Raw genomic sequence first — 19,627 nt, 5'->3', positions numbered from 1 at the left:
ATGATTTCCATATTAGGTACTTACCAAGCCAACCTTCTGGTCTCTTCGCAAATAGGCGTTGCCTGTGATTCGGCGGAAGAGCGAAGTCATACGTGGTACTGCAATTTCGTCCGAAAGGTTTGCGCCTCACAGTGTCCTTTGCCAAGAAGGAATTTAATCAAAATTAGTAAGCAATTACTGGAGCACCTTGGTGGGAACAGCTCGGATATCTATGCAGAGATCGAAGATGCCGTAGAAGGCCTATTTGAGGCGGGAGATTTGGTTGAACTGACCAAAGCTGGCGGAGACGACGAGGACTATGCCGCTGAATGGGTATTCTTGTCGCCACTAGCTTACACCATACGAGAAAGTGGCCGAATATACATCGTGGGAGCAACAACGTGCGATACCCACGTCCTTCCGGCGAGTATCGCGTCTTCTCTGATCTACAACGGCCCCTATCGGTACCTCGCAAATCCCGATAGCGATAACCAAGATATTCTCTCATCGATTGGGCTACGAAGTATTTCATCAAGTCATTGGCACTCGCCTTCGACGGTGCTCAATGCCGAACAGGTTATACAACAAGCGCAGAAGCGACTTAATACGTCCACATCTTCCGAAGCAACCTATGGCGTAAAAATCATTAGTCCGTTTGTCAGTTTTGATCAAAGTTATAAAAGTCGACTAGTGGCACCCACAATAGAGACCGGCTTTTTTGTCGGCAGGAGGCCAGCATCTTTTGGTAATGAGCATTGGTGTTTTTTTCAAATGATCAATGGAAGCGTAGTCAAATTCGTCGATCTTCCACTAAAAAATAATTGTGAACGGGCCTGCGATGCTGCTTGGACGTTGCAGCTTGCGCTGGACTACGTAAATGGTAGGCCGGCACGATTCCGAATAGAGACAACAACTCAGGCCGTGCATGTATCTTTTTCTTTTCCACTACCTTTGTGGGCCTCCCGCCGTTTTCGCGCTATCGAACAATACTCAAATCGGTCTAACTTTTCACGTACCTTCTCGCTAGCAGAATGGGAAAGTGAGAAAAGGATTATTACTGAGAAGCTTTGGTTTCAAGAACTTTAAGAATTAGCTATAGGGAAAAGCAAATGACTAAGACCATTCATGAAGCAGTCTCCGAATTGCATAAATCCTTAGTTCAATATGTTGAGGCGACTTATCACATTAGCGATCCAGTTTTAATCTCCCAGCGCAACAGCATTCTCAATAAACCTGGAGTTCTTCATCAAAAGCCGTTTATTGAATCAACTCCGAAGTATTTAACTGGCCGCAATTTTCGGGACATTGAAGGCCTACCCTCTTCGGCGCTCCAGCTATTTGAAAAACTGTCTGAGCCAATAGATGGCAAGAAAGTTGTCTACGATCCGCCTTACGAGCATCAAGCAGATGCTGTCGACGAGGTCGTTGTCAAAGGCAGGAACATCGTAATCATGACTGGGACTGGGTCAGGAAAAACAGAGTCCTTCTTACTTCCATTACTAGCAAAGTTAGCGGTAGAAGCGAAAAGTTCACCAGACGATTTCCGAAATTTGACCGGAATGCGGGCATTAATTCTTTATCCGATGAATGCACTGGTCAACGATCAGCTGGGTCGTCTAAGAAGCTTTTTTGGGAATCCACATCTTCAGCAACTGTTCTCTACCTGGTCTGGGCGCATTCCACGATTTGCTCGCTACACCAGTCGGACCCCTTATGCTGGAGTCCGCAGCGCTCAAAAAGATAGTACTCAACTCAAGCCATTTCGAGACTTTTATGTCCAGCAGCTTAAAACAGCAAAAGAAGACTCCGACGATGGCCGTTTCTCCAAGAGGCTCATTAACCAGCTTCGAGAGCGAGGTAAGTGGCCGGCGAAGAAAGATATCGAGACTTGGTACGGTGCAGACAAAACTGAATGGTTAGATCGCAAAACCGGTCTTTATAAAAGGGCGGTTGCAATGCCAGAAGATGCTGAGCTGCTGACTAGACACGAAGTCCAGCAGCATGTTCCAGATCTCATGGTGACCAATTACTCAATGCTTGAGTACATGATGATGCGCCCCATTGAGAGATCAATTTTTGATAAAACGAAAGCATGGTTAGCCGCATGCCCTGACGAGAAATTCCTCGTAGTCCTAGATGAAGCACACCTTTATCGAGGTGCCGCTGGTGCCGAGGTCGGATATCTTTTACGTCGACTAAGTGATCGTCTAGGAATAACTTCGGAAAGATTACAAGTCATCTGCGCAACCGCAAGCTTCGATAATCCGGACAGCGCCATTATTTTTTCTTCACAGTTAACGGGAACTCAGCAAAGCTCCTTTGCGCAACCTATTCGTGGCACCTTAGCAAAGCATCCAGATGCGGCAATCGGCTCTCAAAGAGACGCTGAAATACTCGCAGAAATTAGTCTAGAGGAGTTCTATGACGAAGATATTCAAGTCCGACGCAATGCAGTCGCTGAGCTCCTTCTTTACCGCGGTATTGAAGCCAATACTGTCATCGAAGAGGCCCTCTATCAGGCATTAAAAGACTACCCACCTTTCTTGAGCCTTGTTAATGCAACAATGGGGAAAGCACAGCCGATAGAAGAAATCGGCCGAATGGTTTTTCCATCAGTAGATGACTTGCTGGCCGGTAGAGCCGCTTCTAACTTGGCCTCTTTGGCAAGTGCAGCACGTCCATCTGTGGACGGCACCAATTTGTTCTCTTGCCGAGTTCATAGTTTTCATCGAGGCCTGAGAGGTCTTTGGATTTGTATGGATCCTGAATGCTCTCATTCACCACAGGACAGCCCTAACAAGATTGCTGGAAAGTTATATAGCCAGCCAGTTGAAGAATGCGGATGTGGTTCTCGTGTGCTTGAGCTTTTTACCTGCCGGCATTGTGGGACTGCCTATGCTCGTGGTTACGTGGAAGATGTTATTAACCCCAGGCATGTTTGGCCACTACCCGGCGCAAGACTCACAACAAACGAAGGTGAGGTTAAGCCGCTCCACCCGATAGACATATTGCTTGAGTCTCCTCCGAAGGATTCAGATGCTGAGATTCGAGAGTTTGATGTGGTAACTGGGCAATTCGGAATTCGCGGTCCTCGTACTCGCCAAGTTTTTCTCAGAGGTGCTAGACACGTTCCACCTCAAATTGATCCAGAAATTAATGACGACAGTGACATCGCGTCGAAGGATATGGAGTCTGGAATTTTTCTTCCATGCGGTATTTGCTTAAAGGCGGGTTATCTCGGCCGAAGTCCCGTACAAGATCATGAGACAAAAGGCGATCAGCCCTTCCAAGTATTAGTGAGTAAGCAGCTTAGTATCCAACCGCCAGGTCCGAACCCGGCGACTTCATTTGCTCCGCTAAGAGGTCGAAAAGTTCTTGCCTTTTCCGACTCCCGGCAGGTAGCGGCGCGACTGGCACCGAATTTACAGATGTTCGCGTCACGCGACACATTACGCGCGTTAATAGTGTCAGGCTTCAAGACAATACTATCATTGGAGGACGGGATCTTCGAGTCGCGGCTCGACGATTTGTATGCGGCGGTCATGCTTGCGGCAGCTGAGTCTGACATCCGATTGCGGCCGGAGACTAAGACCAATGAGTCATTCGAATTTGAGCAAGTTCGTATGCTGGTCAAGAAGGAACGCATTTTGGAGAATCCCGATAGGCTGCGATTGTTAGTTACTGACCTGCGCACACATCGTCCTCCAGAGGCTCTATATGCCGATATATATATTTCAATGAGGGATCGTGCACGTGGACTTGAGGCTCTTGCTCTCGGCTCTATCGTTGAGAAGAAGGATAAGCGACAGCCAATATATTCTCTGCCCTCGATTCCTGGTGCAGCGGAATCCAACGATGAAAAGATTGCTCTAGTACGTGCCTGGCTTCGCTGTTGGCATACGTCTGGTTTCTTCCTACGAGTGGCTACGCCTGAGCACTGGTACGAAGGAGACGTTGGTGCACGCAAGGTCCAGAGTAATAAGGGTCAATTTAAGAAAGTGATGGCAGTAATTCTCTCCGACCTGGCTCAACGAAAGGTTTTTGAGAAACAATGGTTGCCGGTTTTATTAAAGCTTTTCGCTGAAGAAAGAGCATTAAAGAAATATCGACTCAAAGGCAGCGAACTTACCTTAGATTTTGAAGGAAGTTGGATTCGATGCGAGCTGTGCAAAGCCGTTCATCGACCGATTTCTAATATCTGCCTTGAATGTAAGCGAAAAACTGCTGTTCATCTCGACCCACAAAATGACAATGTCTTTATTGCTCGGAAAGGGTTTTACCGCAACTACGCGCTTAGCCTTGCCAGTGCGCCGTTTTCCCTTATCGCTGCTGAGCATACGGCCCAACTAAATTCTCCCCAAATTCAAGATGTTTTCTCCAAGGCTGAGCAGAACGAATTACTGTTCCAAGACGTAGAACTTCCTCCCGAGCCCGGAAAAATGCCGTTTTCTGCAATTGATGTTTTATCTAGTACCACCACAATGGAGGTAGGAATTGATATTGGTCAATTGTCAGGCGTCGCACTTCGAAACATGCCCCCTGCGCGAGCGAATTATCAACAGCGTGCTGGGCGTGCTGGCCGCCGGGGCACGTCTATTGCAACGGTCGTCGGTTTTGGAGGTTCCGACACGCACGATGAATATTATTTTCAGAATCCTCAGAAGATGATTTCGGGGAAAATCGTAGATCCAAAGTTAAGCCTCCATAAAAAGGAAATAGCTCAACGTCACATCCAAGCTTTCTTATTGCAAAACTACCTACAAGCAAGAGTCACCATTACGGATCAGACCAATGCTGATTTATTTTCCGTTCTAGGTACAGTTTCCGAGTTTCAGAACAATGGTTTACTTAATATTCAAGATTTTGAGCGTTGGTTGACGTTGGAAGAAGATTCTCTAAGAAATAGGATTTCCAAATGGTTATCTGATCAACTTAGTGATAGCGATCGTCAGGACCTGCTATCCAAATTTCTGAGCGATAGTGTTTCTGCGATAAAGCAGGCTATAGATCAATACGAGCCGCCTCCTGCGGTCAAAAGGAAGCGAGAATCCGCAAACGAAGAGCATGAACCGTCAGTTTCAGAGTCGCCACCAGAGGTGGGTGAAGAGAAGCCAATCGAGATACAAGATAAAAGTAAATTACTTGACTGGCTTCTTTACAAGGCGGTACTCCCACGCTATGCGTTCCCTACCGATGTAGCAACGTTTTACGTCTTTGATGCTGAAAAATCTAGTGCATATAAAACTGTCCCAAAATTTGCACCAAGCCAAAGTCTGCCGGTGGCATTAAGCCAGTACTCCCCTGGAAAGCAGGTGTGGATATCTGGCAAGTGCTACACGTCCGGCGCGCTGTTTTCGCCTGCGAGAAGAAGTCTTAAAGATGCTTGGGCAGCAAAGAAGATTTATCTCGACTGCAAGACGTGTGGATACTCACAGCTCGCGCCAATAGGCTCAGGCCTCGCCATCGGATCTCATATGGACTGTGATGCATGCGGGTCCAGCAATTCTGTTGGTCCTCTGCGGCACTGGATTAGACCTCCAGGGTTCGCGCATCCAGTTACAGAACAAGAGGTCACGTCGCCGGATGAAATTCCTGAAACAAGTTATGCGACAAGAGCGCAGCTAACTATGCCAAGTCCGGCTAGAGATATGTGGACGGACATAAATTCGCGGTTAGCTGTGTTTTCAACCCAAGCATCATTACTAGTATCAAATTCCGGTCCACAAAAAGAGGGATATCGTTATTGTGTTGGGTGTGGCCGCATTGAGGCAGAGACAGCTCATCACAAAACCCTTGGAAAGGCTCATGACAAGCCGTATAAGGACGATAATCAGACCTGCAGCGTATTCTCTACGCCAAATATAGTTCTGGGGACAGACTTTCTGACAGACATAGCGTTGTACTCGATACGAGTACAAGAACCTGAACCGCCCCGACTTTCGCGGAGGCTATTTGGTTTAAGTTATGCCGACACTGCAGTATTGCTGGCGAACCGGCTGTAGTAGTTTGCCTCAGCTTCTGCCGGAGGGATATAGCCGATGGATTCCAGCAGTCGATGATGGTTGAACCAAGCCACCCATTCGAGCGTGGCCAGTTCGACGGATTCCCTGGTTTTCCAAGGGGCACGGCGATGAATTAATTCAGCTTTGTACAGGCCATTGATGGTTTCGGCCAAGGCGTTATCGTAACTGTCGCCACGGCTTCCGACCGATGGCGCAATGCCCGCCTCGGCCAGGCGTTCACTGTAGCGAATCCCGACGTATTGCGATCCCCTGTCGGAATGATGGATCAAGCCGCCGTTGCCTTCGGGCTGGCGAGCATAGAGCGCCTGCTCCAGCGCATCTAGCACGAAGTCCGTCGTCATACTGTTGCTGACACGCCAGCCAACGATGCGACGGGCAAACACGTCGATGACGAAGGCCACATACAGCCAGCCTTGCCAGGTCGATACGTAGGTAAAGTCGGACACCCAAAGCTGGTTGGGACGATCAGCCTTGAACTGACGATTGACCCGGTCCAACGGGCAGGCTGCCTTGGGATCAGAACGCGTGGTGCGAAGTTGCTTACCACGCCGGGCTCCCTGAAGCCCTTGCTTTCGCATCAACCGCTCTACCGTACAACGTGCGATAGATACGCCCTCGCGATTCAGCTGTCGCCACACCTTGTCAGCACCGTACACACGCATGTTGGCGTGCCACACCCGGCTGATTTCAACTCGCAGTACCGCATCACGCTTGCTACGAGCACAGCACAATTGAGGATTGCGCTGCCTCGCTGCATAACGCCGATATGCTGACGGGGCAACCTGCAATACCTTGCAGATCGGCTCGACCCCGTGGATATCCCGATAGCGATCGATATAGGTATTTACGACTTCAGTTTGCGGTCGAGCTCCGCCTGCGCGAAAAAAGCGCTCGCGGTCTTGAGAATCTCGTTAGCACGGCGCAATTCCTTGACCTCGCGCTCCAGTGCCTTGATACGCTCACGCTCGGCCGTGCTGACGCCATCCCGCTCGCCGCTATCGACCTCGGCGCGTTTGACCCAGTCCAGCAGCGTCTGAGGCGTACAGCCGATCATCGGCGCAATCGATTGGACCGCAGACCACGTGGAGGAATGCTCATCCCGCTGCTCACGCACCAAGCGCACCGCACGCTCTCGTACCTCAGGGGAAAACTTGCTTGATTTCTTGTTCATGGCTCTATTCTCTCAAGAGTTAGAGCCTCCTCAAAATCCGGGGCGGTTCAACCTGTTCTGTTGCTTCCTGCTCACTCGGTTACCAAAGTAGCGTTGCGGACGGTAAGTGAAGCATTGGTCAGCGCAGCAACTTCACTCTTACAGATCGAGCCTGGAGAGCTAATGGCGGAATTTCGCCCTGCGCTAACACCGGAAGGTATTCAAGGAAACGAAGCTCAGATTTTTATATACGACACTTTGCCGGGTGGCGCCGGTTTTGCGCAAGATGCTGCTAGCCTAGGTATTCGGCTATTTGATGCGGCCTTGAAGCTAATGGAGGGATGTCCGGAGAAATGTGATGGGTCTTGTTATGCATGTTTACGAACATTTCGGAATCGATTAGATCACGGGTTGATCGACAGGCATGTTGGAGCATCACTTCTACGCTACGTCATCCATGGTACCTCCAGCTATTCGGCTGAACGCCTGCAGTCCTCTGAGCATCTCCTGTACAGCTCATTGCTGTTGTCTTCAATTCCGGATACATCTATTCGTCGTGAAGCAACGATGCAGCTAGCTCAGGGTGGGGAAATGTCAGTGCCAATAGTATTGTTCAAGAATGATGGTAAAAAACTCTGTATTTTTCTTTCTGATCCTTTGGCCGAGAGTATTCCCGCAAGTTTTGACGCTTTACCTGATCTTGCTGACAGCTCGCTAATAATCGTTAACGAACTGATCGTGAGGAAGAATTTGGCGACTGCTATCGACCAAGTTGTGGATGCTCTGAACAGGCTCTAAGATCGGGCCTTACGTAGGCGAGTCCGATTAAAGCGGGCTCGTCTTTCAAGTATTCAAAAGGAATTCAGTGTATTTGTTATTAGCTGGCGCGCGTCGATCTGAGACCATTCAGGAAATCGGTTAGCACGGGGCACTGCCCATCTATCGAGCCAATATTCCGAGAATTCTTCTTCCGGCAAATTTTGGGTTGCGCCAAAGCTGCCTCCGCTCATACCATCTTCTAGCCCCTCAACAAATCGGAAGAGGAAAACCTCTCTCTTAAGTCCATGTTTGAGCAGACTTGGAGACACACCGAGCTTCATCAGACCCTTTGTGATATTTTGCCATCGTACTTTCGGACCATTTCCGAAACCGGCGGGGGTAAACGATTCATTGGCCTTTAGTACCTCAGATATGCGCTCGTACAGATGTTCGAGATGAATCGTACCGAAGCCTTTTGTATAGCCTATTGGCTCCGCCAAAAGCCGGTCCTTATATCTAAGTCGGTTATATATTGAACTGCGTCCGAATGCACTGGTGGTAGTTACGGCGACCAGAGGTTGTTGAATCGAGGCCTCTAGCATCAGAGATTTCTGACTTGCGTACTTGCGCCAGTAGCTTCTACGAATCGTGTCCGTGCTAATTAACCCCGCACACAGCTTTCCTCCCAATAAAAATGAATATGGTGGAATAGCCCCTACGGTATAAGCATCGAGCGTATTATTCACCAACTCCAATTTTCGCTTAGCGGGGAATTTAAAAAGACCATCCCGACTTTGCAAATCAGCCGGCGGCGACTGCAAGCCGATAATGCCCATAACGGCTTCGTGCGCTTCATCAAATACGACAAAACGTAGTCTCCGCCCATATCCCTTGTTATAGGGCATCGACCAACATGCTCGAGTTATGGCGAACAGGTCTTTCCATAGTGTGCTATCGCAAGCGACAAGCCTAGGTTTGATACGTTTCAGATCAATATCTTTTCCCGAGCGGAAATAGTCTTTATAACGATTGAATTTCTTTCGTATTAGTTCTGCATCTAACCCACTGGAAGTTTTTTTGGCCTGAAGGTGAATAGCACGTATGTAATCTTTATCTTGAGTGTTGAGTGCATGACTGAACGCGGCATGAGCCTCTTCAATATCTCTGGATAGCGCGTCTAGCTCCTCCGGATCAACAATGACGTGCGGATCCAGTGGATTTGAAACCTCCATTAGGTCTATCAGCTCAGGGTTTTGTCGGAGTGCGTGCATTTTTGACCCAAGTTTCCCAATTGTTTGTGTTTTCTATGCCAAGACCGTATTTGGCCACGAAAAAAGCATGAAGTCAAAAAAATAATGTTGTCTTTTATATAATTTTTTAACTTGCGAATATTTTCCCCGGGTATAGGCAAACGCGATAGCCACCATTTCAGGCAGTCATCCTAACCGTCCGATTTAATTGAGATCACTTCCTTTCTATGGCCCCAACAACAAGAAGGGCTCCCATGTTTATCACATGAGAGCCCTTTTTCTCAGGTTGTGCGTAGTTATCTACAACCAAGTTTGCCTTTGTGGCTTTCTAGTTAAAAACTTTCAACAAACTAGCACTACGGCTGCTTTCTGCGTCATTAGACACAGCAGGAACTGAGCTATCAGATCACACCATTTGATAATAATCTCAAAGGATACCTCTTAAAACCCACATTATGGTTCCCGCTACACAAAGTCATTCTGCAACGATATCTCTTGGAACACGTAGTTATTTCGCTCAAAAAAAGCTTGAGCTGAATTGATGCCTTCACGCTCAATACGGCGTTTGGGGAAATTATTGGAGAATTTGACACCGTGTATGGAGATGGTCACTTGAAGGGCGTACAAACTGAAGAATACTCGAATCCACGCGCATTGATAAAAGACGATGTCTCTGCCGCCCAGGCGTGCGTAGGCTGGGGAGGCGTCTGAATTCGACCAAGGCTCTACATGGGAAACGATCTTCTGGTCATTGTAGAATCATTGCATGACAATCCAAATACCTGACCCGAATACCCCAGATCAATTTTTTGAAGCTATGTGGCAAAAATGCATATCGAGAATTGGCCGAGGATCAACGAGAGACGTGTATGAAATTCCCGATCACGCGGACAAAGTACTTAAGGTCATGAATCAACCGGGTTATTTTACGAACTGGGTTGAGATCATTACATATCAGGTTGCTAGCGAGAAGCAGTACTTTGCCCATGTATTCTCTTGGAGCATGTCAGGAAAATTTCTTGTAATGGAACGGCTGAGTCCGGTGAAGCTAGCCGATCTCGCTGGTCATGCAACACCAGCGTACATAAACGATAAAAAGCCAGAGAACTTCGGACGCTCTAAGTCAGGAGAAATCAAATTGCTGGACTATGGAATGCTAGAACTTCCTATCGGCCAACTGTACACATTTCCTCAATCTTAAGCTTAGCAGTTAAGTACGAGATACACGTCAGCGAGACACGGGAAAGTGCGGACAGATGCAAGAGCTAACGAAATAAGCAATCTAATATCGATAACTTAGACAGCAGTTGATTCCTGCTCTCCACTCTTACTAAAACGCAGCCGATGAATGCAGTAGACAAAATTAAGACGGTTCGAAATCTCACTCGTTTGGCATTGCCAGAAGACGATGGCTATCTATTTCGACTGGGGGTAGCACTTTATTCCTTCGCATCGCTCAGCAACTTTATGGTAGAAGTGGCCAGCTATCTAGATCCCGCAGCAATCAATAGAACTTCGTTACAGGCTAAGATGGGGGGCACGATACTTAAAGAATTTCGCAAATCGGTACAGACGGCCGAAGTACACTTCCCAACTGTCGGCCCAATTGGCCGAGCAGCCGCAGACTTGTTCGATGAATTGAATTCGAAGCGCTCCGACATTGTTCATGCCTATCCCATTACGAATAGCTCTAACGCTCAAATTCTTCATCGTCGGCTTGACACAAAGGGCAAACATTTTGAGGTGACCAACGAATTTCTGAACGGCTTTATCTCGCGACTTGAAGATGTTAGCGATCAGCTTTACAAAATTCGAAAAATCGTACGTCCGGATCTAGACGACTGATAGAAAGTTAAGCCTTGCTTACAACCAAGTACAGCCGTTTAATACACTCTCTACCGGGGTCTGCATGTCGTTATCAATTGCTTCTTGCGCTTTCAGAATTTCTTAATGATGCGCTGCTCGGCTGTACCTTATCGGTGCGCGTTGCCCTGCTGTAAAACGAACGTGGTCAATATTGGCATACGGGGAAATTAGATTTCCCTTCTCCGGAGTTTGCAGGCAGCTCGCACAGACGTGAAACTCACACTCCACGATCATTCGCTTGTGGCTTGAGAAAATTAAGTTTTCATACGTGTTGAGTCATTTATTGACGTGGCCCTCTAGTCTGCACCTCATGCCATTTCATACTGTTGCGGCTTCTCACGGAGATTGGCATAAGTGACAGTCTTATGAAAGACGGTGCCACTATCTTACTAGAGCGGGTTATCCGTTGATCATTTCTCCAGACAAGGTTTTTGTGTCAACATCTCTTCGCCCTAGTCAACCGAGTCATAAAATTGAATTTCCCGACTTTATTTGCGATGCCGTTCTCTGCAAACATGGGGACCAACGAGCAGAACTCTTTGTAGAATCGATGAATGTATCGCATTTTTTTACGTAGGACTCGAAAAATTGGAAGAGGTCCGCGAACGCCATGAAGATGACCAGAAAAAAAACAAAGGAAAAAATAGAAAAGGACTTGTAAATTCAGTTATCGACTTAGTTCGAGATGCTTTAGAAAAAAGATAGCAACTCGGTTACTCTAAGCAGTTCAGAACGGCCCTTCAAAACTGTCCCTCTAATCATGACCGACTTAGCCGAATTCCAGCATGCCGTCGAAGCCGCCAGAGTGCAGCTCGGGAGATACTCAGTAACATTGATCACTGTTAGTAAAAATGGCATCCCCGACGATATTGGCTCAGGAACGTGTGTGGACTTGGATGGCCGCCGAGGTATTTTTACTGCAGCGCACGTTGTACTAAAGACGCCTGTAGATCGTATTTCTATCGGATTGCCGATCTCAGGAGGGTTCAACTCCTATATCCGTTCAATACATTTAGAGGGCGGAAAATGGGACGATTTGGGCCTTGAAACAGACCCAATCGATGTCGCTTTTCTCGAGCTAACTGACGAAGGAATCCAGGCAATTTCGCGGTCCAAGGAATTCTTGAAGAACGATCGCATTGAGAAAGGAGTTAGCTATCGAGAGCGCCAATTTTTAGTCTACGGAACACCAAGGGCATTGCTTGATGAGGCCGCTATCGCTGAAGAGAAATTGATCCTTAGGCCGATCTGCTATGCAACAGTGCCAAGCAAAGAACGCCCTGGCGAAACAACTATCGACGATCACATCCTCCTTGAATTTCCTGCAGAAGAAAATATATGGACAGCGAGTGGGGAACCGCTCGACGTTCGTATCCCAGAAGAGAAAAAGTTAGTTTCTGATCCTGGCGGATTTAGCGGTGGTGGAATTTGGACAATGCGAAGTGAGAAGTCTGTCGTCTGGAGCCCAGAATCAATAGCTTTGGTAGGAATTCAAACCGGTTGGTTGGAAAACCGTCGCCTAATAGTTGGGAACCAGATACAGCACGCAATAGCTGCAGCAACGAATGCCCCACAAGATTCTTAGCAGGCACCGTGATTTTCGTAATATTCAGGAAAATGACCTAATTCATAGGGGTATTTTTTGTCCGACCTGTGAATATATGTTGATTTGAAGCGAAATCTGACCCTCTTTTGGAGTGAAACCCTCGGGCTGGACCAAGGCCATGAGATGAAGTGATACGCTTGTCGAGCCTTCTCAGGAGGAGCGACATCATGGCATCACGAGCTCCATATCGGCGGCACAGCCCGCAATTCAAGATACAGATATGCGCCGATATTCGCAGCGGCAAGATTGGGCGAGGCGAGGCGCTCAAGACTCATAACTTGTCGGCCAATCTCATGCAGATGTGGCTAGGGCAGTTTGATCGTGGTGAGCTGGATGCAGAAGATGCTACTGCGTCGACGGTTGAAGAGTACGAGGCACATATTGCTGCATTGGAACGGAAGGTAGGCCAGCTGACGATGGCGTTGGATCTCCTTAAAAAAACGCCACGGCTAAGACTCGTCAGCAACAGCGAGAACTCATCGATCATCAGCGGAAACCATGAGCCAGCCTGCGCTGAGCGGGGCTCCACCCACGCTATCGACAACTACGCGTTCCAGCTTTCAGCGCTCCTCAGGACCGAAGCGGCGAAGTCACGCAAGCAGTGGCGCACGCTGAAACAGATCCATGAGGACTTGAAGGAATTGGGATTCAAGGGGTCTTACGACAGGGTCGCGGCGTTCGCGAGGACCTGGAGGGAGGGTCAATCCGGCCAGCAAACGGACATTCGTAGAGCACAGGAGAGCGCTGCAGATGACGTTTGAAAAATCAGACCGTCAGGCGTGTGGCTACTTGGGCGACCGTTCGGCAACGTGTAGGGAATACGAATTGGCTGAGGCTTAAATCCTCAACATAGTTGATAAAATCAACAAAGCTATTCAATCGCCTTCTGAGGTCCATTCAAACCGGCCCTTTCCAGGGACATTCCCGCGGATGCCCCGTTGGCCTGAGCGGATTTTTCGAACGGGGTCAGAGGGTAGAATGATGTCCATATTTAAATTCCGCCGGAAATTATATCTACCTGAAGACTGAAACATCCGACGCCCTTACTCTGTCCGCACGCCAAAACAGCAACGGCCACCTCAATGAGGTGGCCGTTGCTGTTTTAATGCGAATGACTCGACACCATTAATCTAAACTATCGAGATGCGCCAAGAAGATTTATCTCAATAGATGCATCCCAAAATCTCAGGTTATGGGTCCTGCTACAATTGAGATCAAACGTCAATATTCCCCGCCTGCAAAGCATTAGATTCAATAAACGCCCGACGCGGCTCGACATCATCCCCCATCAGCGTCATGAAGATCTGATCCGCAGCAATCGCATCCTCAATCTGCACCTTCAACAAACGGCGCACCGTCGGATCCATGGTGGTTTCCCACAGCTGCTCAGGATTCATCTCGCCCAGACCTTTATAGCGCTGCTTGTTCACGCCACGCTCAGCCTCATCACGCAGCCACGCCATGGCCTGGCGGAATTCGGTAATGACCGATTCCTTGCGCTTTTCACCCTGGCCACGCGCCACGACGGCGCCCTTGCCGATGAGCCCCTTGAAGGTCTCGGCAGCATTCGAGAGCTGCAAGTAATCCGGACCACTCACGAAATCCGCATCGATCACGGTGGCCTTGATGTTGCCATGCTGGCGACGATGGATATGCAGCGCCACCTTCTCGCTGTGCTCATCCACGCGCGCCTGCACGTCGATGTTGATGTCGTTGATGGCCTTCTTCAGTTCTTCGGCAGTGGCGGTGGCCTGTTCGAGGTTCTCCAGCTTCAGCGCCACGCCACCGGTCATGATGGCATTCAAGGCCGACTCATCGATGGCGCGCGACAGGCGCATGATGATGGCGTTGGCGGTGTTGTATTGGCGTGCCAGTTCCACCAGCGCCTCGCCGCTGATCGGCGCTGCGTCTTCGGCCGGCTTGATCTCGGCATCGTTGAGCGCAATCTGCATCATGTACTGCGCTTCCTCGAAGTCGTCCTTCAGGTAGCGCTCATCCTTGCCTGCCTTGACCTTGTAGAGCGGCGGCTGGGCGATGTAGATGTGGCCGCGTTCGACCAGCGCCGGCATCTGGCGATAGAAGAGCGTCAGCAGCAGGGTGCGGATGTGGGCGCCGTCAACGTCCGCATCGGTCATGATGATGATGCGGTGGTAGCGCAGCTTGTCCGGGTTGAATTCGTCCGCGCCGATGCTGGTGCCAAGCGTCGCAATCAAGGTCGTGATCTGTTCGGAAGACAGCATCTTTTCGAAGCGCGCCTTCTCCACGTTCAAGACCTTGCCGCGCAGCGGCAGGATGGCTTGGAACTTGCGGTCGCGGCCTTGCTTGGCCGAGCCGCCTGCGGAGTCACCCTCGACGATGTACAGCTCGCACAGGGCCGGGTCGCGTTCCTGGCAATCGGCCAGCTTGGAAGACAAACCCAAGCCATCCATCACGCCCTTGCGGCGCGTCAGTTCGCGTGCCTTGCGCGCAGCCTCGCGGGCACGCGCGGCTTCAACGATCTTGCCGCAGATGATCTTGGCGTCGTTGGGTTTTTCGGCCAGGAAGTCGGTCAGGGTCTTGGCGACGATTTCTTCCACCGGGCCGCGCACTTCGCTGGAGACCAGCTTGTCCTTGGTCTGCGAACTGAACTTGGGTTCCGGCACCTTCACCGACAGCACGCAGGTCAGGCCTTCGCGCATGTCGTCGCCGGAGATCTCGACCTTGGCCTTCTTGGCGAGATCGTTTTCTTCGATGTACTTGTTGATGACGCGGGTCATCGCGGCGCGCAGGCCGGTCAGGTGGGTGCCGCCGTCACGCTGCGGGATGTTGTTGGTGAAGCACAGCACCTGCTCGTTGAAGGCATCGTTCCATTGCATCGACACGTCCACCGACACCAGCGTGCCCTGGTCGGATTGCTTCTCGCCGGTGGCCTGGAAAATGGTGGGGTTGAGGATGCTCTTGTTCTTGTTGATGTATTCGACGAAACCGCGCGTGCCGCCTTCGAAAGCGAAGTCTTCTTCCTTGCCGGTACGCTGGTCGGAGAGCTTGATATGAACGCCATTGTTGAGGAAGGACAATTCGCGGATGCGCTTGGCCAGGATCTCGTAGTGGAATTCAACGTGGGTGAAGATTTCTTCGTCGGCCCAGAAGTGGACTTCGGTGCCGCGCTTGTCGGATTCGCCCACCACCTTGATGGGGGAGACCTGCACGCCATCGACCATTTCCAGCTCGCGGTTCTGCACGATGCCCTTGGCGAATTCCATGGCGTGCACCTTGCCGTCGCGGCGGATGGTGAGCTTGAGTTTCTTCGACAGTGCATTCACGCAGGACACGCCCACGCCGTGCAGGCCGCCGGAGACCTTGTAGGAGTTCTGGTCGAACTTGCCGCCGGCGTGCAGTTCGGTCATCACGATTTCGGCGGCCGAACGCTTGGGTTCGTGCTTGTCGTCCATCTTCAGGCCCGTGGGGATGCCGCGGCCGTTGTCGGTGATGGAGATGGAATTGTCGGCGTGGATGGTGACGTGGATCTCGCTGCAATAGCCGGCCAGGGCTTCGTCGATGGAGTTGTCCAGCACTTCGAACACCAGGTGGTGCAGGCCGGTGCCGTCAGAGGTGTCGCCAATGTACATGCCGGGACGCTTGCGCACCGCCTCCAGGCCTTCCAGGATCTGGATGGAAGAAGCGCCATAGCTTTGTTGCGCGGAATTGGTGTTGTCTGCGGGGCTGGAGGACATGGTTACCTTCTGAAAATGCTAGCCAAACGACTAGGGAGCTGCAAAAAACGGAATTCTGGGGACGAATCTTTGGAATTCTTAAAAGCAACCGAGGGGCCGTCTGGGACGGCCCCTCGGGCGCGTGGAGCGGGTTTGCTCAGATCCGCATCGGCATGACGACGTACTTGAAGTCGGCGTTGTCAGGGATGGTGATCAGGGCCGACGAGTTGGCATCGCCCAGGGCGATGTTGACGTAGTCGTTCTTGAGGTTGTTGAGAACGTCGAGCAGGTAGCTGACGTTGAAACCGATGTCCACGGTGTCGCCGCCGTAGTCGATTTCCAGTTCTTCGACCGCTTCTTCCTGGTCGGCGTTGGTGGAGCTGATCTTGAGGCTGCCGGGAGCGATCACCCAGCGCACGCCCTTGAACTTGTCGCTGGTCATGATGGCCGCGCGTTGCAGCGAGCGCAGCAGCTGGTCGCGGCTGATGGTGAAGCTGTTCTTGTAGCCCTTGGGCACCACGCGGGTGTAGTCGGGGAACTTGCCTTCGACCAGCTTGGAGATCAGTTCGATGTCAGCAAAGGTCAGCTTGACCTGGTTGTTGGCGATCTGCAGCTGGACTTCTTCATCGCTGTCGTCGAGCAGGCGTTGCAGCTCGATGATGGTCTTGCGCGGGATGATGACTTCCTGGCGCGGGAAGTCCTGTTCGGTCTCGACCTGGCAGAAGGCCAGGCGGTGGCCGTCGGTGGCCACTGCGATGACGTTCTTGCCTTCCACCACCAGCAACAGGCCGTTCAGGTAGTAACGGATATCCTGCTGGGCCATGGCGAAATGAACCATGTTGAACAGGTGCTTCAAGGTCTTCTGCGGCAGGTTGACCTGGGCGTTGTAGTGCTCGGCCTGGGCGACGGTCGGGAATTCTTCGGCGGCCAGCGTCTGCAGGGCGAAGCGGGACTTGCCCGATTGCACGGTCAGACGCTTGTTGGACAGCGAAATGGAGACTTCACCGGAATCCGGCAGGGCGCGCAGGATGTCGAGCAGCTTGCGGGCGGCCACCGTGGTGGCGGTCGCTTCACTGCCGGAGCCGACGTCGGCGTGCGTGGTGATCTGCACTTCGATGTCGGTAGACAGGAAAGACACCTTCTCGCCGTCCTTGCGAATGAGAATATTGGCCAGAATCGGCAATGTGTGCCGACGCTCGACAATACCACTCACGATCTGCAGAGGACGCAGGAGCGTGTCTCTTTGGGTTTTAACCAATTGCATAGTCAGTTTGTCCTTGCTAATAGTGGTTTAAAGGGCGCCGTCGGTCGGCCTTTGGTCTTGCCCATGTCGCGCGTGTTCCTCCTCTGGTGAAAAACAGCTGCTTGCACTGCAACCTGCCTGAAATACGCAACGCTCCTGCATGTGCATGACCGGTGGCCATACCGGTTAAGAACCCGTTCCCGAAAAGCTGGTGATACAGCGACCTGGCATTGTCCACCTGCGCCTGACAAAGCCGGGCTGCCAGAACCACTTGGCTACACGTTTAGAACATTTGAATACTTTTGCCGGATCTTGCCGGGTATTTATTCGAAGTTTCCTTGATACTTCGCGGATTTCCTGCTCCGTGGTCGGCCCTTGCGTCCGCCTGCGAAATAACGTCTTCCATTGTACCAATCATCCCCTCTTCGGAGTAGAGCGCCATGGAGGTGAGAAGGGGAAATCAGGTCAAAAAAGCCAGGGATTTTGTTGGGCTGATATCACTATGATATGCCGCCGTAGGCGGCAGTTTTCAAGTTATCCACAGCGGCGTTTTTCTTCACCTCTGTCAGACCTGTGGATAAAAGAAATGCCGCCTGGTCGGCAAGACGCAGGCGGCATTGTCAGTTTGTTCATATACAGCAGTCAGAGGGCCGACTCAGCCCTTCAGGGTTTGCTCCAGCACGTGCAGCTCGTGGTTGCATTCCGGGCTCTTGGCGCGGTCGGCGGCGATCTTGCGCACCGCGTGCAGCACGGTGGTGTGGTCGCGCCCACCGAAGAGGTCGCCGATTTCCGGCAGGCTCTTCTGGGTCAGTTCCTTGGCCAGGTACATGGCGATCTGGCGCGGGCGGGCGATGTTGGCCGGGCGCTTCTTGGAATACATGTCGGCGACCTTGATGTTGAAGAAGTCGGCCACCGTCTTCTGGATGTTTTCCACCGAGATCTGGCGGTTCTGCACCGACAGCAAGTCCTTCAGGGCTTCCTTGACCACGTCGATGGTGATGTCCTTGCCGTGGAAACGCGAGTAGGCCAGGATCTTGCGCAGCGCGCCTTCCAGCTCGCGCACGTTGGAGCGCAGGTGCTTGGCCACGAAGAAGGCCACATCATCGGACAGCACCACGTCTTCGGCGGAAGCCTTCTTCATCAGGATCGCCACCCGCATCTCCAGCTCGGGCGGCTCGATGGCCACCGTCAGGCCGGAGTCGAAGCGGGAGATCAGGCGGTCATCCATGCCGCTGATTTCCTTGGGATAGGTATCACTGGTGATGATGATCTGCTTCTTGGCCGCGATCAGGGCTTCGAAGGCATAGAAGAATTCTTCCTGGGTGCGGCTCTTGCCGCCGAAGAATTGAATATCGTCGATCAGCAGCAGGTCCAGCGAGTGGTAATAACGCTTGAAGTCGTCAAAGCCCTTGCGCTGGTAGGCCGTGACCACGTCGCGCACGTATTGCTCGGCGTGGATGTAGCGGATCTTGGCGCCCGGGTTATCCACAAGCACCTGATTGCCGATGGCATGGATGATGTGGGTCTTACCCAGACCCACGCCGCCATACAGGAACAGCGGGTTATACGAGGTGCCGGGATTGTTGGCCACCTGGGTGGCGGCGGCGCGCGCCAACTGGTTGGCCTTACCGGTGACCAGGTTGTCGAAGGTCAGCACCGGGTTGATGCGCGACTGTTCCTGGCGCGGGGCGACCGCGCGCACCGGCTGGGCCGGTTCCGGGTCCAGGTGCAGTTGTTCGTGGTTGGGCAAACCCAGGCCATTGGCGCCACCGCCATTGGCTTGCGCATTGGCGGCGGCCGGGCGGCGGCCCTGGTTGCCGCGCGGGTCCAGCACGAACTGCACTTCGGTGGGGGCGTCCCAGTATTCGCAGGCCAGCGCCGTGATGCGGTTGGCGAACTGGGTCTTGACCCAGTCCAGCTTGAAGCGATTGGGTGCGGCAATGCGCAGCAGCCCGTCTTCGAAGTCGAGCGGCACCAGCGGCTTGATCCAGGCGCTGTATTGCTGAGGCGTCAACTCCTGCTCAAGTTTGTGGGAGCAGGCTTGCCAGAAGTTTTCCAT

Annotated in this window: 12 protein-coding genes and 1 other annotated feature; of the genes, 7 read left to right on the top strand and 5 right to left on the bottom strand. The window is 51.5% G+C overall.

Annotated features, from left to right (window positions below; all coding sequences use genetic code 11):
- Positions 1 to 1,065, top strand: a complete 1,065-nt coding sequence (locus tag RC54_RS24950) for a hypothetical protein (RefSeq protein ID WP_164471182.1) — start codon at positions 1 to 3, stop codon at positions 1,063 to 1,065.
- 23 nt (positions 1,066 to 1,088) lie between these two features.
- Positions 1,089 to 5,981, top strand: a complete 4,893-nt coding sequence (locus RC54_RS00055) for a DEAD/DEAH box helicase (RefSeq protein WP_123020396.1) — start codon at positions 1,089 to 1,091, stop codon at positions 5,979 to 5,981.
- On the opposite strand, the gene RC54_RS00050 is transcribed toward RC54_RS00055, so the two are convergent.
- Positions 5,942 to 7,173, bottom strand: a protein-coding gene (locus tag RC54_RS00050) for an IS3 family transposase (protein ID WP_373281464.1) whose coding sequence is annotated in 2 segments (ribosomal slippage) — positions 5,942 to 6,891 and positions 6,891 to 7,173 — 1,233 coding nt in all. Because the reading frame shifts where the segments join, the coding sequence is not laid out codon by codon here. The genes RC54_RS00055 and RC54_RS00050 overlap by 40 nt on opposite strands.
- Positions 6,776 to 6,892 (bottom strand) — a sequence feature (AL1L pseudoknot). It overlaps the preceding gene by 117 nt.
- Before the next feature lie 60 nt (positions 7,174 to 7,233).
- On the opposite strand from RC54_RS00050, the gene RC54_RS00045 reads away from it, so the two are divergent.
- Entirely contained in the window at positions 7,234 to 7,950 is a 717-nt protein-coding gene (locus tag RC54_RS00045; protein WP_208652665.1) for a DUF1998 domain-containing protein, read from the top strand.
- Between the two features lie 53 nt (positions 7,951 to 8,003).
- Here the strand turns inward: RC54_RS00045 and RC54_RS00040 are convergent, their stop codons facing one another.
- Entirely contained in the window at positions 8,004 to 9,182 is a 1,179-nt protein-coding gene (locus RC54_RS00040; RefSeq protein ID WP_082803157.1) for a Druantia anti-phage system protein DruA, read from the bottom strand.
- A gap of 745 nt (positions 9,183 to 9,927) precedes the next feature.
- On the opposite strand from RC54_RS00040, the gene RC54_RS00035 reads away from it, so the two are divergent.
- From RC54_RS00035 to RC54_RS25940, 4 genes are all read left to right on the top strand, one after another.
- Complete coding sequence (locus tag RC54_RS00035) at positions 9,928 to 10,362, top strand: protein kinase family protein (RefSeq protein WP_156481316.1); 435 nt, start codon at positions 9,928 to 9,930, stop codon at positions 10,360 to 10,362.
- A gap of 143 nt (positions 10,363 to 10,505) precedes the next feature.
- Positions 10,506 to 11,006: a hypothetical protein gene (locus tag RC54_RS00030; protein ID WP_156481317.1), complete on the top strand. Its 501-nt coding sequence runs from the start codon at positions 10,506 to 10,508 to the stop codon at positions 11,004 to 11,006.
- A 781-nt stretch (positions 11,007 to 11,787) separates the two neighbouring features.
- Positions 11,788 to 12,612, top strand: a complete 825-nt coding sequence (locus RC54_RS00025; RefSeq protein ID WP_123020393.1) for a hypothetical protein — start codon at positions 11,788 to 11,790, stop codon at positions 12,610 to 12,612.
- A gap of 188 nt (positions 12,613 to 12,800) precedes the next feature.
- Positions 12,801 to 13,394: a hypothetical protein gene (locus RC54_RS25940; RefSeq protein WP_061790043.1), complete on the top strand. Its 594-nt coding sequence runs from the start codon at positions 12,801 to 12,803 to the stop codon at positions 13,392 to 13,394.
- Between the two features lie 453 nt (positions 13,395 to 13,847).
- Here the strand turns inward: RC54_RS25940 and gyrB are convergent, their stop codons facing one another.
- The 3 genes from gyrB to dnaA form a co-directional block, all read right to left on the bottom strand.
- Entirely contained in the window at positions 13,848 to 16,346 is a 2,499-nt protein-coding gene (gyrB, locus tag RC54_RS00015; RefSeq protein WP_058893792.1) for a DNA topoisomerase (ATP-hydrolyzing) subunit B, read from the bottom strand.
- A 136-nt stretch (positions 16,347 to 16,482) separates the two neighbouring features.
- Positions 16,483 to 17,589 (bottom strand): DNA polymerase III subunit beta, encoded by a 1,107-nt coding sequence (dnaN, locus tag RC54_RS00010; protein WP_058893791.1) that lies wholly within the window; start codon positions 17,587 to 17,589, stop codon positions 16,483 to 16,485.
- A 634-nt stretch (positions 17,590 to 18,223) separates the two neighbouring features.
- Entirely contained in the window at positions 18,224 to 19,627 is a 1,404-nt protein-coding gene (gene dnaA / locus RC54_RS00005) for a chromosomal replication initiator protein DnaA (protein ID WP_044530170.1), read from the bottom strand.

Source organism: Herbaspirillum rubrisubalbicans, assembly GCF_003719195.1.
In the GTDB taxonomy this organism is placed as follows: domain Bacteria; phylum Pseudomonadota; class Gammaproteobacteria; order Burkholderiales; family Burkholderiaceae_D; genus Herbaspirillum; species Herbaspirillum rubrisubalbicans.
This window is presented reverse-complemented; position numbering and strand designations above follow the sequence as displayed.